Below are 12,873 nucleotides of genomic sequence, written 5' to 3' on the forward strand. Positions count from 1 at the left end.
GGGCGCTAGCCTACTTCACCGCCGAGAAGCGGCTGTCGAACGAGTTCGACTGCACCACCGGCGCGGCGCCTGATATCATCGGGGTGCTGTCGCCCGCGCCTTCGCTCACTGATGGCTTCAGCGCCGGACGCGTCGCGGCGAGGCGGGTGTCGGGCTTCGGCGGCTCGGCCGGCTTGGCGGCTGCTACGGCCGGCTTCGGCGTATCCTTCGCCGCCTCCTTGACTGAATCCTTGGACTTGTCATGTCCCGGCACGAAGCGGGTCACGGCGGCCTTGAGTCGCGAGGCGGCCGTGGCCGGCGTCGTGGACGTCTGGGCGGCCGGGGCCACGGACGCGGTGGCTTGCGGCGCAGGCGTCGCGGTCGCGGTGGTGTCGGCGGTGCCGAGCCCCATCTTGCGGCCGAGATTGGAGAAGAAGCCGCCGCTTTCAGACTTCGCAGCGGGCGACGCCGCGGCAACGCGGGTGCTCGCGGCAGGCGCGCTGACGGCGACCACCGGCTCTTCCCGCGGCGCCGGCGCACTTGCCACCGCATCGAGGTTCGGCTTGGGCGGGTTGACGTGGCCGGGGATCGTGCCCGGCGCCTTCGCCATGGCCAGCATCTGCAGCGTGGTGCCTTCGGCGCTCTCGGACAGGCCGGTCGAGCCTTCTGGAATCTTGGCGGCGAACACCTTGTGCATGCCGCCGTCAATGCCGGTGTTCATCCGCGCCACCGGCGTGCCCTTGGCGACGAGCCTTGCGTATTCGGTTTCGTCCTTGGCCTGCTTCTCGCGGACCGCGCTGGCGATCTCTTCGGGGATCACATAGGCCGGACATTTGGCAGAGGCGTCGAACACCAGATCGCGCTTGGCGTCCGCCGGCTTGGCGGCGTCGAACACGTATCTCTTCTCGCAGAAATCGACCTTCGGCTCCTGCCGCGTCACCTCGAAATGATCATAGCCTTCTTTGATCATCTTCCAGAACGGCATGTTCGGATTGTTCCGGTGCCTGGCCATGTTCACCGGCGTCATCTTGAACGGATAGGCCTGCAGCTGGAACGCCTTCTGGCCGCCGAAGAAGGACTCGCGGCCGAGCGAATAAATCTCCGCGATCTGCTCGTCCGTCATCGCGTAGCAGCCGCGCGACGAACAATCGCCATGCACCATCAGCTGCGAGCCGGTGCGGCCCAGCGCCTTGTCGAACGCGTTCGGGTAGCCGGTGTTGAACGAGAGGTAATAGGACGATTGCGGATTCATCTGGCTCGGATTGATCGAGTAGAATCCCTCCGGCGCCTGGCGGTCGCCTTCGCGCACCTTGGGGCCGAGATCGCCCGACCAGCGGCAGATCGGATAGGTCTTGAGCAGCGCGAACTGGCCCGAGCGGGTCTGCTTCCAGACCTCGAGCTCGGCCTCCTGCTTGAACAGGCGGACCAGGATCGGCGATTGCAGGTCCATGTCCTTCTCAGCCATCGCGGCGATCAGCTTCGGCGGCACCGGCTGATTGGCCTTGGCGTTGGTCGCAAGCGAGACCTGATCGGTGTTGCAGCCGGCGAGCAGACCGCCGGCCGTCATCAGCGCAACCGAAACCAAGAGCGCGCGAGCAAGCGAACGAGAAATCAAGATGGACCCCACACCGTGCCGGGCATTGAAGCGCGAACCCCAATTATTCCGAAGCGCAATCCGACCGGTAAACCGACCCGCCGAGACGGGCCCGGTCAGACCCCGCTCCAGCGCTTATGCCCTGAAGCCATTGATTAAAATTCTAACCTCTGGGTCATGTGGTCGCAACCCGAGCGGGGATCACGAGGGCGTTGGCCCAGTGGCATGGTCAACGAAGACTAAATGGACGCGACTTGGGACGGAACTTGGGCTTTCGGGCCGAGGGGACTCAGATCGCCGATTTGGGCAAAAAAAGGGTTAAGGCGGGGTTACCGGGGGCTGCTCGAAAGGCCTGGTAGGGTGGGCAAAGGCGCGAAGCGCCGTGCCCACGAGCCGTTCGTACAGCCGGGATTGGTGGGCACGCTTCGCTTTGCCCACCCTACGAGAGCGGAATCGAGGCGAATCAGCCCAGTTTGCGGCCGATATCGAGGAATTTCTGCCGCCGCTGCTTGCGGATGGCATCCCCATCAAAGTTCCGGAGCTCGTCGAACGCCTTGGCGATGGCCTCGCCCGTGGTGGCGATCATGGCGGCGGGGTCGCGGTGGGCGCCGCCGACCGGCTCCTTCAGGATGGCGTCGATCACGCCGAAGCGGAGCATATCCTGGGCGGTGATCTTCATGTTGTTGGCGGCTTCCTGCGCCTTGGTGCCGTCGCGCCAGAGGATCGAGGACGCCGCCTCCGGCGAGATCACGCTGTAGATCGCGTGCTCGAGCATCAGGACCTTGTTGGCGGTGGTGATGGCGATGGCGCCGCCCGACATGCCCTCGCCGGTGATGATCGCGACGTTGGGCACGGTCAGCGCCAGGCACGCATCGGTCGAGCGCGCGATGGCTTCCGCCTGGCCGCGCTCCTCGGCGCCGATGCCGGGATAGGCGCCGGCCGAATCGGCGAGCGACAGCACCGGCAGGCCGAACCGCTCGGCCATCTCCATCAGCCGCACGCATTTGCGATACCCTTCCGGCCGCGCCATGCCGAAATTGTGCCGGATGCGGCTCTCGGTGGAATCGCCCTTTTCCTGGCCCATCACGCAGATCGGCTCACCGCGGAAGCGGCCGAAGCCGGCGACCAGCGCCTCGTCCTCGCCGAACTTGCGGTCGCCGGCGAGCGGGGTGAATTCGGTGATCAGGCCCTTGATGAAGTCGTTGAAATGCGGCCGCTGCGGATGCCGCGCCACAAGCGTCTTCTGCCACGGCGTCAGGTTCGCATAGAGGTCGGCCAGCGCCTGCGCCGCCTTGTCCTCGATCCGCCCGACCTCGTCGCTGATGTCGGTGCCGGTGGCGGCGAGCGCGCGCAATTCGTCGACCTTGGAGTCGAGCTCGGCGACGGGCTTTTCGAAGTCGAGATAGCTGCGCATCTGGTCTAGCATCAACTCAATATAGGGGGACGGGGCGCGAGAAGCGAAGCAAGTTGGGGCGGCGGAAAGAAGTGTAGCGTCTTCAATGGTTTGGCTTGTGTGCTGGTGCAGTCGGCCAAATCAGCCGTGAGGCCCCGGCTCTTTCCGCGGAGATGTGGCCGAAGTCAAGGCGGTTTCACCCTTTACCCGTAGCCCGGATGGAGCGCAGCGCAATCCGGGAAGGTCTGGCCGCGAGGAGGCGGCCCCGGATTACGCGTCGCTCCATCCGGGCTACCAGCAGCAACTACTTCTCCGCCAGCGGGTGCAGGTCGCGCACCAAGCTCTTCAGCCGCTCCTCGACCACATGGGTATAGATCTGGGTGGTCGAGATGTCGGTGTGACCGAGCAGGGTCTGCACGATGCGCAGGTCCGCGCCGTTGTGCAGCAGATGGCTGGCAAAGGCGTGGCGCAGCACGTGCGGGGAGACCAGGCGGGCCTGCAAGCCGGACGCAACCGCGAGCTCCTTGAGGTCGCGGGCAAAATGCTGGCGCGTCAGATGTCCGCTCTCGCCGAACGAGGGGAACAGCCATTTCGACGCGGCCACGCTGTTCTTCCTGTCGGCCTTTGCCGCTTCCGTGGCGGCGAGATAGTCCGCCATCGCCTGCCGCGAGGCGTCGTTGAGCGGTACCAGCCGTTCCTTGTTGCCCTTGCCGCGCACCACGATCATGCGGGCGTCGCGCTTGGCCGCCGAGCGCGGCAGCGCCACCAGCTCGGAGACGCGCAGGCCCGTGGCGTAGAGCACCTCGAGCAGGCAATAGAGCCGCAAGGCACGCAGCCGTTTCGACGGCGAGGCATCTTCCGCCTCGCTCAATTCCCTGGCGCGGCGGAGCATGCGGTCGACGTCGGCGATCGACAACACTTTCGGCAGGCCGCGGCCGCGCTTCGGACCTGACAGGATCGCGGCGGGATCGTCACCGCGGATGCGCTCGTTCAGCAGGAAACGGTAGAGGTGCCGCATCGCGGACAGCCGGCGGGCCACACTGGTGGATTTGAAGCCGCGGGTGTCGAGATCGACGAGATAGTCGCGCAGCGTCTGGGTCTCGGCATCCACGAATGTATGGCCGACGCGGCCCAGAAATTCCGAGAAATCGCTGAGGTCGCGGCGGTAGGCATCGAGCGTGTTGGGGCCGGCGCCCTGTTCCGCGGCGAGCATGTCGAGGAACAGGCCGATGAGCCTGGTGTCTGAGGGTTTGGCGGGCATGCCCGGGAGGCTAGCTCCTATTTCTTGAGAAACTTGTCCGGCGGGATCGTCACCGTCATCTCGCGCGGCTTCGGGTCGACGAAGTTCGCCAGCGCGAAGAGCGCGCCATAGACGATGCCGCCGATCACGGCGACGACCGTCAGGAAGCGGAACAGGCTCGGCATCGTTCTGGGGTCTCGGGTCGGGGCGCGGCAGCCAAATTAACCAATGAAATCATCCAACATGTTCGCCGTTTCGTGGCAAGAGTCCTCTGGCGAGGGCCCCCATGGGGTCGTATAGGTGGCCAAAGCCATGCCGCATCTGGCGGCAGTTCGAGCGAGATCCAGTCGAGCGAGACGATGTCCGACGCCGCGTTGCCGCTTCCTGCTTCGCCCGAGGCCGACATCCTGTCGGCGCTCGGGGCGCGCTCGATCGTGCTCGTCGGCATGATGGGGGTGGGCAAATCCACCATCGGCCGCCGCCTCGCGGCCCGGCTCAGGCTGCCCTTCATCGATGCCGACACCGAAATCGAGGTGGCCCATGCCGGCATGACCATCCCGGAGATCTTTGCGGCCCATGGCGAGCCCTATTTCCGCGACGGCGAGGCCCGTGTGATCGCACGGCTGCTCGAGGGCGGGCCGATCGTGCTGGCGACCGGTGGCGGCGCTTTCATGCGCGAGGAGACGCGCGCACGCATCGCGGCGAAGGCCATCTCGATCTGGCTGAGGGCGGACCATGACGTCATCATGCGCCGCGTGCGGCGCCGTGCCGACCGTCCGCTGCTTCAGACCGCCGATCCCGAAGGAACCGTGACGCGCCTTCTCGCCCAGCGCGAGCCGATCTATGCCAATGCCGACCTCACCATCGCCTCGCGCGACGTGCCGCACGACAGAATCGTCGAGGAATGCATCGAGGCGCTGCACGCCCGTCTCTGCGGCGGAGAGCCAGCCCAACCGCCTGCCGACATTGCGAGTGCGTCAAGATGACTGCGCCGTTGAAACATTCCGATCCCATCAAGGTCGACGTCGCACTCGGTGACCGCGCCTATGACATCGTCATCGGCCGCGGCGTGCTGGCCTCGCTCGGCGAGCGTGTCGCCGCTCTGCGTCCCGGCGTGCGCACGGCCATCGTGACCGACCGCACCGTCGCGAAATACTGGCTCGAGCCCACTGAGGCGTCGCTCGCAGCCAGCGGTATTCCGACCTCGCGCATCGTCGTCGAGGAAGGCGAGATCTCGAAAACCTATGCCGGGCTCGAAAAGGTCAGCGAGGCCCTGATCGCAGCGAAGATCGAGCGCAACGATCTCGTCATCGCGCTCGGCGGCGGCGTGGTCGGCGATCTCGCCGGCTTTGCCGCGGCGATCCTGCGCCGCGGCGTCGATTTCGTGCAGGTGCCGACCTCGCTTCTCGCGCAGGTCGATTCCAGCGTCGGCGGCAAGACCGGCATCAACTCGCCGCAGGGCAAGAATCTGCTCGGGGCCTTCCACCAGCCGGTGCTCGTCATCGCCGACACCGCCGTGCTCGACACGCTGTCGCCGCGCCAGTTCCGGGCCGGCTATGCCGAGGTCGCCAAATACGGCGTGCTGGGCGACGAGGCCTTCTTCAGCTGGCTGGAGAAGAACCATGCCGACATCTCGAGGGGCGGATCGGCCCGCGAGCATGCGATCGCGACCTCCTGCCGGGCCAAGGCCGCAATCGTCGCGCGCGACGAGCGCGAGACCGGCGAGCGCGCGCTGCTCAATCTCGGCCACACCTTCGGCCACGCGCTGGAGGCTGTGACCGGCTTCTCCGACCGCCTGTTCCACGGCGAGGGCGTCGCCATCGGCATGACGCTGGCAGCGCAGTTCTCCGCGAAGCTCGGCATGATCGGCGAGCGTGAGGCGGCGCGCATCGAGCGCCACCTGATCGAGGCAGGCCTGCCGACGCGCCTGCAGGACATCGCCGGCTTTGCGCAGGAAGGGCTCGCCGATGCCGACGCGCTGATGGCGCTGATGGCGCAGGACAAGAAGGTCAAGCGCGGCAAGCTCACCTTCATCCTACTGGAGGCCGTGGGCCGCGCGGTGATCGCAAAGGACGTCGAGCCGGCGCCGGTGCGCGACTTCCTGAAAGAGAAGCTCGCGCAGTGATAACGGGACCGTTCAGATCGGCCGCCCGCGAAACGGCGGGGAATGCCGGGGCGGTCGCGAGGCAAACATGAGTTCGATCTCGATCAATCTGCTGCTTGCGGCCCTCCTGCTCGCCGCCAACGCGTTTTACGTGGCGGCGGAATTTGCGCTGGTGAAGAGCCGCGGCTTCCGCGTCAAGGCCATGGTCGAGCAGAACCGCTTCGGTGCGCGCCTGCTGCAGACGATGATGGGAAACATCGAATCCTATCTCGCCTGCTGCCAGCTCGGCATCACCATGGCCTCGCTCGGTCTCGGCTGGATCGGTGAGCCGACGGTGTCTGCGCTGCTGAGCCCCGTCCTCAGCCCGCTCGGAATGTCGGAGGCCACGCTGCACTTCACCTCGTTCGTGGCGGGTTTTCTGGTCTTCTCTTCGCTGCACATCGTCATCGGCGAGCAGGTGCCGAAGACGCTTGCGATCAGGGAGCCGATGCCAGTGTCGCAGTGGATTGCCTATCCGCTGCATTTTTCCTACCTCCTGTTCTACCCGCTGAGCTGGTGCCTCAACACGGCGTCGAGCGCGATCCTCCGTCTGATGGGGGTGCAGGAGTTCTCGCAACACGAAATCCTGACGGATTCGGAGATCGAGGGCCTGGTCGAGGAATCGGCCGTGCACGGCAAGATCGAGAGCGGCGAGGCCGAGTACATTCACAACGTCTTCCGTCTCGGCGAGCTGACGGTGTCTGACGTGATGGTCCACCGCACGGCCATGGTGATGATCAACGCCGACCTGCCGCCGGAGGAGCTGGTGCGGGAGGTGCTGGCCACCGAATACACCCGCATTCCGCTGTGGCGGGACAAGTCGGAGAACATCATCGGCATTCTGCACGCCAAGGATCTGTTGCGCGCGATCCGCGCATCGGAGGGCGACACGTCGCGCATCGACGTCACCACCATCATGCTGCCGCCCTGGTTCGTGCCGGAGATGCGGCCGATATCCCAGCAGCTCAAGGCGTTCCGCCGCCGCAAGACCCATTTCGCACTCGTCGTCGACGAGTATGGTGAGGTCGAAGGCCTCGTGACGCTGGAAGACATTCTGGAGGAGATCGTCGGCGACATCTCCGACGAGCATGACGTGGTGGTCGCCGGCGTGCGCCGTCAGCCGGACGGCTCCGTCGTGGTCGACGGGTCGGTGCCGATCCGCGACCTCAACCGCGCCATGGACTGGCATCTGCCCGATGAAGAGGCAACCACGGTCGCCGGTCTCGTCATTCACGAGGCGCGCTCGATCCCCGACCGCGGCCAGAGCTTCACCTTCCACGGTTTCCGCTTCCGCGTCCTCCGCCGCGAGCGCAACCGCATCACCGCGCTCCGTATTTCACCGGTGACGCGCGAGGCCGAGCTCGAAGAGGCAAAGCCGAGACGGGCCGGGACGTCGTTCTAATTTTTCCCTTACCCTCCCCTGGAGGGGTCCGGGACGAGCGTAGCTCGCCCGTGGGTCGCTACGCATGAAGAGCAGCGCAATGCGTAGCGGGGTGGGGTGACGGTCTTCCCACATCCAACAGTACCCGAGTGGAGAGATCACCCCACCCCGCTCGCGCTGCGCGCGATCGACCCTCCCCCTCCAGGGCAGGGTCAGAGAATTCAACCTTCCCCCGGCGCCTGCGCATTGATCGCCAGCGCGTGCACGCTGCCGGCGAGTTCCGCGGCGAGCGCTGAATTTATCATGCGATGACGGTCGATCCGGCTCTTCCCTTTGAAGGCGGCAGACACGATATACACACGGAAGTGCGTCTCGCCGCCTGCTCGGTGGCCGGCGTGGCCCTCATGCAAATGTGACTCGTCGACGACTTGCAGGCTTTCCGGCGTGAAAGCTTCCTGCAACTTGTTGCTGATAGTGTCTTTCATAGCCATGTGTGCCATTAAGGTGCGCGCTCGCATCCCGTCAATACCCGGACGTCCAAGCTCGTCGCGACCGGGTGCTCAGCGAATTGCAATGTCAAGACTTGAAGGTTTTTGCATTGCGTAGTCAAAGTCAGCCATGCCGATCGATTCATCAAAATTCTTCGACTCCATCCGCGTGAAGCCGCGGGGCAAGCAGCCGGAAGTGAAGCCGCGCGACACCGCGGTCAATTGCGAATGGGCGGGCTGCGCCAACAAGGGCTCGCACCGGGCGCCGAAGGGCCGCGAGAACCAGCGCGAGTACTGGCACTTCTGCCTCGACCACGTGCGCGAGTACAACCAGAACTACAATTTCTTTTCCGGCATGAATGCCGAAGCCGTCGCGCGCTATCAGAAGGATGCGCTGACCGGTCACCGTCCGACCTGGAAGATGGGCGCCAATGGCGGCAAGAAGGGCGCGGAAGAGATCGACATGGCGGCCGATCCTTTCAGCATGTTCAGCGAGATCAACGGCCGCGCCAGCTGGCGCAAGGGCCCCGAAGCGGAGCCCAAGGCCGAGACGCGCAAAGTGATGAACGCCGAGCGCAAGGCGCTTCAGGTCATGGGCCTCGGCCCCAGCGCGACGCTTGCCGACGTCAAGACCAAGTACAAGGCGCTGGTGAAGCAGCACCACCCCGACGCCAATGGCGGCGACCGCTCGACCGAGGACCGCCTGATCGAGATCATCAAGGCGTATAATTATCTGAAGACGGTCGTGCGCGAGGCGTAGGGGCCTCCCCCGCTTTCGTAGCCCGGATGGAGCGCAAGCGTAATCCGGGACCTTTCTCTCACAATGACGACTTTCCCCGGATTACGCTTCGCTCCATCCGGGCTACGCATTCCCTACGCCTGCGGCATCGCCCCGACATATGACGAGCTCGGCCTGATCAACCGCCCCGTCCGCTGCTGCTCGCGGGCATGCGCGGTCCAGCCCGCGCTGCGCGCGATCGCGAAGATCGGCGTGAACGCCTGCCGCGGAATCGCCAGCGCATCGAGCAGGATCGCGGTGAAGAACTCGACGTTCGTCTCCAGCGGCCGCTCCGGATTCTTCTTGCGCAAGGCGCTGCGGATATAAGCCTCGACCTCGCCGGCAAACGGCAAATCGGTGCCATTGGACGCAAGCGCCTCGACCGCGGTCTTGAGCACGTCGGCGCGCGGATCGCGGACGCGATAGACGCGGTGACCGAAACCCATCATGCGCTCGCCGCGCGCCAGCGCCGCGTCGACCCAGGACTGAATGCGCTCGCGCGAGCCGATCGCGTCCAGCATTTCCAGCACCGGCTCCGGCGCGCCGCCATGCAGCGGACCGGTCAGCGCGCAATAGCCGGCGGTGACGGCCGCGAACAGGTCGGCCTGCGTCGAGGCCACCACGCGCGCGGCGAAGGTCGATGCGTTCATGCCGTGGTCGCTGGCGGTGACGAGATAGGCGTCGAGCGCCGTGACCTCGCGCGTTGCAGGCGAACGGCCGTGCAACATGCGCAGCGTGTCGGCGGCATGGCTCACGGTAGGATCGGGCGCGACCGGCTCGAGCCCCTTGGCGCGCCTGACCAGCGCGCCCGCGATCACCGGAAACGCGCCGACGATCGTCGCCTCGTGCTCCAGCCCGTGCTCGGCGCGAAGTCCGGCGACGGCGGCACGAAACCCGTCGATGATGCCCATGCCGCGCGTCGCCGGCAGCAGGTCCGGCAGCCGCGCGAAGGCGCGCTCGCGCGCCACGCCCAGGTTTGAGCGCACATTGACTTCGGTGAGGGTGGTCTTGCTGGCGCCATTCCAGAGCCGGGCGGTAACGCCTTCGAAGCTCGAGATGGCGGCGAGCCGCCCGACGTGCTCCCCGGCGATGATGAGCTCGCCGCGCTCGCCGTCGACATGGCTCAGCACGGTCTCGGCCGCGGGAACGCCGTCCAGCCCGATCTGGCTTTTGGTGAGGTGGATGTTCATGACCCAAATCTCCTGTTCACGGAGAACAAGGTCAGGCCTCTCGACACATTGATCAATCTTGATTACATAAATCAATATGAAAAATTCTGATGGGCTGTACCTCTCCGCTCGGGAAGCCGCCGCCGAGCTCGCGATCTCTCCGGCCACCCTCTACGCCTATGTCAGCCGCGGCCTGATCCGCTCCGAGCCGACGCCGGACTCGCGAAAGAACCGCTATCGCGCCGAGGACGTTCGGGCGCTGAAGGAGCGCCGTGTGCCGTCGCCGGAGCCACGCGGCCTGCGCAGCTTCGATGCCGATCTGCCGGTGATGGACACGGAGATCTCGACCATCACCGAGGAGGGCGCCATCTATCGCGGCGTCAATTGCGTCGATCTTTCCGACAGTGACACGCTGGAGCACGCCGCGACGCTGCTGTGGGATGTCGCCGACGTCGATCCGTTTGCCCCCGACAATCAACCGGAACTCTCCGAGGAAATGCGCGTGATCGCGAAGGCCGCGCGCCGGGCCGCACCGATCGACCGCGCCATCGCCGTGCTCGCACTGGCCGCCAGCGTCGATCCCCGCGCCTTCACCCGGGCACCCGATGGCCGCGCTATGGTCGGCGCGCGCATCGTCCGCCTGCTGGTTGCGACCATGCTCAATGCGGACGCCTCGGCCGAGCCGCTGCATCAGCAGGTCGCGCGCGCCTGGGCGGCGGACAACAAGCACGCGCCCGACCTGATCCGCCGCGCGCTGGTACTGCTCGCCGATCACGAGCTGAACGCGTCGACCTTCACCGCGCGCTGCGCTGCCTCGACCGGCCTCAACCTTTATGACTCCGTCATCGCCGGGCTCGCCGCGTTGAAAGGGCCGAAGCATGGCGGCGCCGGCGTCCTGGCCTCACAGCTCGTCAAGACGCTGGTCGACCGCGACGTCGAGCCTGTCGTGCGCGAGCGTGTCGCCCTCGGTGAACGCTTTGCCGGCTTTGGCCACGGCGTCTACAAGCACGGCGACCCCCGCGCGCAGTCGCTGCTGAACGCGCTGTCGCGCTCCGGCGCGCCGCGCAAATTCACCAGGGAAGTGCCAGAGCGGATCGCGGAAGCCACCGGCGAGTTCGTCAATATCGACTACGCGCTCGCCGTGCTGGTCCACGCACTGCGCCTGCCCGCCGGCAGCGAGCTGGCGCTGTTCGCGATGGCCCGCAGCGTCGGCTGGATCGCGCATGCCAGCGAGCAATTGCAGTTCGGCAAGCTGATCAGACCGAGGGCAAGATATGTGGGGCCTGCGCCGGGACGCAGGGCGGGGGCTGCCGGTTAGAACCTCTGTCAGTGCGGCAATCTCCGCTGTCGTCGCTGCGAACGCAGGAGGACAGCGTTCCTGGAATGACGGCTCGCACTCACCCTGGGCAGTTCACACCATCGCTTCCGCGACCACCATATAGTTCACGTCCATATCCGACGACAGAGACCATTTGTCGGCGAAGGGCGAGTAGACGACGCCGGTCTGCTCGGTGATGACAAGACGGTTGTCGAGCAGGTATTTCGTCAGTTCGTCGGGCGTGACGAACTTGTTCCACTCATGCGTGCCGCGCGGTAGCCAGCGCAGGACGTATTCGGCACCGACGATGGCGAGGGCAAAGCTCTTCCAGTTGCGGTTCAGCGTCGAGACCACCATCAGGCCGTTCGGCTTCAGCATCGCGGCGCAGCGCTTCAGGAACATGCCGACGTCGGTGACGTGCTCGACCACCTCCATCGCCAGCACGATGTCGAAGCGCTCGCGCGGGTCGATCTCCTCCACCGTGGTGCAGCGATAGTCGATCGCCAGATGGCTCTTGTCGGCGTGCAGCTTCGCCGCCGCGATGTTGCTCGCGGAGGGATCGATGCCGATGACCTGCGCTCCGAGGCGCGACAGCGGCTCGCAGAGCAGGCCGGCGCCGCAGCCGATGTCGAGCACGCGCAAGGACCCAAGACAATTGAGGCTGCGCACGTTGCGCTCGAACTTGCGGCAGGCGGCGTCGCGGATATAGCCGAGCCGCAACGGGTTGATCCGGTGCAGCGGCGCCATCTTGCCCTTGGGATCCCACCATTCCGCCGAGAGTTTCGAGAATTTCGCGATCTCGGCGGCGTCGACGCTCGAGCCGAGCTGGGCGGAAAGAGAAGTATTTTGCTGCATGCTCATGGTTGGGCGCGGTCCTACCGCGTGGTGATCGAACTACGGAAGGCGAGCGGCGAGGCGATGGTCTTGATCGTCTCGATACCCTCGCCGACGCCGCGAATCGTCACGTCGCCGTAGTTGAGAATACGTCCAAGAATGGTCTGGTCGACATCGACGCTCTCGACCTTGTCCAGCGCCATCTCGAAGGTTCGGCGCTTGATGAAGCCGGTCTTGTGCACGACCCTGAGGTTGGTGACGTCGGTCTCGGTGGTGAAACGATGGAACCAGCCCTTCACGGTCCAATACAGGGCCGCCAGAGCCGCGAGACCCGCGGCCCCGAGGCAAAGCAGAACGAGCCAGTCGACGGTCGCCTGCCGCGACAGGATGAGCAGGGCCAGCGCCGCGATCCAGGCCACGATGGCCGGAAAGTAGAAGATCCAGTGCGCATTGGTCGAATACAGCACGCGCTCGCCGGGCTGCAGGATCTCGTCGATGTAACGCGCCATGATCTAGCTTAACCCACTACCCCACCCTGCCCCCGCAGGAACCCGCT

13 protein-coding genes are annotated in these 12,873 nt (G+C 65.8%); 5 read left to right on the forward strand and 8 right to left on the reverse strand.

The genetic code is table 11. From position 1 onward, the window contains the following. Positions 1–10: 10 nt before the first annotated feature. The 4 genes from I6F20_RS17585 to I6F20_RS17600 all read right to left on the reverse strand — a co-directional run bounded on the left by I6F20_RS17585 (position 11) and on the right by I6F20_RS17600 (position 4,391). Positions 11–1,546, reverse strand: coding sequence for a L,D-transpeptidase family protein (locus I6F20_RS17585; RefSeq protein WP_057030185.1), 1,536 nt, complete (start codon positions 1,544–1,546; stop codon positions 11–13). 490 nt (positions 1,547–2,036) lie between these two features. Next, the gene (locus I6F20_RS17590) at positions 2,037–2,999 is read right to left on the reverse strand and encodes an acetyl-CoA carboxylase carboxyltransferase subunit alpha (RefSeq protein WP_036014693.1); all 963 of its coding nucleotides are present in this window, start codon (positions 2,997–2,999) and stop codon (positions 2,037–2,039) included. A gap of 271 nt (positions 3,000–3,270) precedes the next feature. Beyond that, positions 3,271–4,227: a site-specific tyrosine recombinase XerD gene (gene xerD, locus I6F20_RS17595; protein WP_225113633.1), complete on the reverse strand. Its 957-nt coding sequence runs from the start codon at positions 4,225–4,227 to the stop codon at positions 3,271–3,273. Between the two features lie 17 nt (positions 4,228–4,244). After that, positions 4,245–4,391, reverse strand: coding sequence for a hypothetical protein (locus I6F20_RS17600; protein ID WP_036014698.1), 147 nt, complete (start codon positions 4,389–4,391; stop codon positions 4,245–4,247). A gap of 174 nt (positions 4,392–4,565) precedes the next feature. Between I6F20_RS17600 and I6F20_RS17605 the strand changes: the two genes are divergently transcribed. The 3 genes from I6F20_RS17605 (at position 4,566) to I6F20_RS17615 (ending at position 7,751) form a co-directional block, all read left to right on the forward strand. Further along, positions 4,566–5,192, forward strand: a complete 627-nt coding sequence (locus I6F20_RS17605; protein ID WP_036042618.1) for a shikimate kinase — start codon at positions 4,566–4,568, stop codon at positions 5,190–5,192. After that, complete coding sequence (aroB, locus tag I6F20_RS17610) at positions 5,189–6,331, forward strand: 3-dehydroquinate synthase (RefSeq protein WP_036014703.1); 1,143 nt, start codon at positions 5,189–5,191, stop codon at positions 6,329–6,331. Before I6F20_RS17605 ends, aroB begins: the two co-directional genes overlap by 4 nt. Positions 6,332–6,398: 67 nt before the next feature. Further along, positions 6,399–7,751, forward strand: coding sequence for a hemolysin family protein (locus tag I6F20_RS17615; RefSeq protein WP_036014704.1), 1,353 nt, complete (start codon positions 6,399–6,401; stop codon positions 7,749–7,751). Positions 7,752–7,951: 200 nt separating this feature from the next. Here the strand turns inward: I6F20_RS17615 and I6F20_RS17620 are convergent, their stop codons facing one another. Continuing rightward, on the reverse strand, positions 7,952–8,221 hold the full coding sequence (locus I6F20_RS17620) for a BolA family protein (protein WP_050995968.1): 270 nt from the start codon (positions 8,219–8,221) through the stop codon (positions 7,952–7,954). A gap of 127 nt (positions 8,222–8,348) precedes the next feature. Here I6F20_RS17620 and I6F20_RS17625 point away from each other — a divergent pair, with 127 nt between their 5' ends. Then, positions 8,349–8,978 (forward strand): J domain-containing protein, encoded by a 630-nt coding sequence (locus tag I6F20_RS17625; RefSeq protein ID WP_036014711.1) that lies wholly within the window; start codon positions 8,349–8,351, stop codon positions 8,976–8,978. Positions 8,979–9,091: 113 nt separating this feature from the next. Here the strand turns inward: I6F20_RS17625 and I6F20_RS17630 are convergent, their stop codons facing one another. Beyond that, on the reverse strand, positions 9,092–10,186 hold the full coding sequence (locus I6F20_RS17630) for a citrate synthase/methylcitrate synthase (protein WP_225127145.1): 1,095 nt from the start codon (positions 10,184–10,186) through the stop codon (positions 9,092–9,094). Between the two features lie 76 nt (positions 10,187–10,262). Between I6F20_RS17630 and I6F20_RS17635 the strand changes: the two genes are divergently transcribed. Then, entirely contained in the window at positions 10,263–11,483 is a 1,221-nt protein-coding gene (locus I6F20_RS17635; protein WP_225127146.1) for a citrate/2-methylcitrate synthase, read from the forward strand. A 93-nt stretch (positions 11,484–11,576) separates the two neighbouring features. Here I6F20_RS17635 and ubiG read toward each other — a convergent pair whose 3' ends face one another. Together ubiG and I6F20_RS17645 are read right to left on the reverse strand one after the other, a co-directional pair. Continuing rightward, positions 11,577–12,344, reverse strand: a complete 768-nt coding sequence (gene ubiG, locus I6F20_RS17640) for a bifunctional 2-polyprenyl-6-hydroxyphenol methylase/3-demethylubiquinol 3-O-methyltransferase UbiG (RefSeq protein WP_036026212.1) — start codon at positions 12,342–12,344, stop codon at positions 11,577–11,579. A gap of 14 nt (positions 12,345–12,358) precedes the next feature. Then, on the reverse strand, positions 12,359–12,826 hold the full coding sequence (locus I6F20_RS17645; protein WP_036014717.1) for a PH domain-containing protein: 468 nt from the start codon (positions 12,824–12,826) through the stop codon (positions 12,359–12,361). Between the last annotated feature and the right edge of the window lie 47 nt (positions 12,827–12,873).

The sequence above is a fragment of the Bradyrhizobium sp. IC3123 genome (genome assembly GCF_020193625.1).
Taxonomy (GTDB): Bacteria; Pseudomonadota; Alphaproteobacteria; order Rhizobiales; family Xanthobacteraceae; genus Bradyrhizobium; species Bradyrhizobium yuanmingense.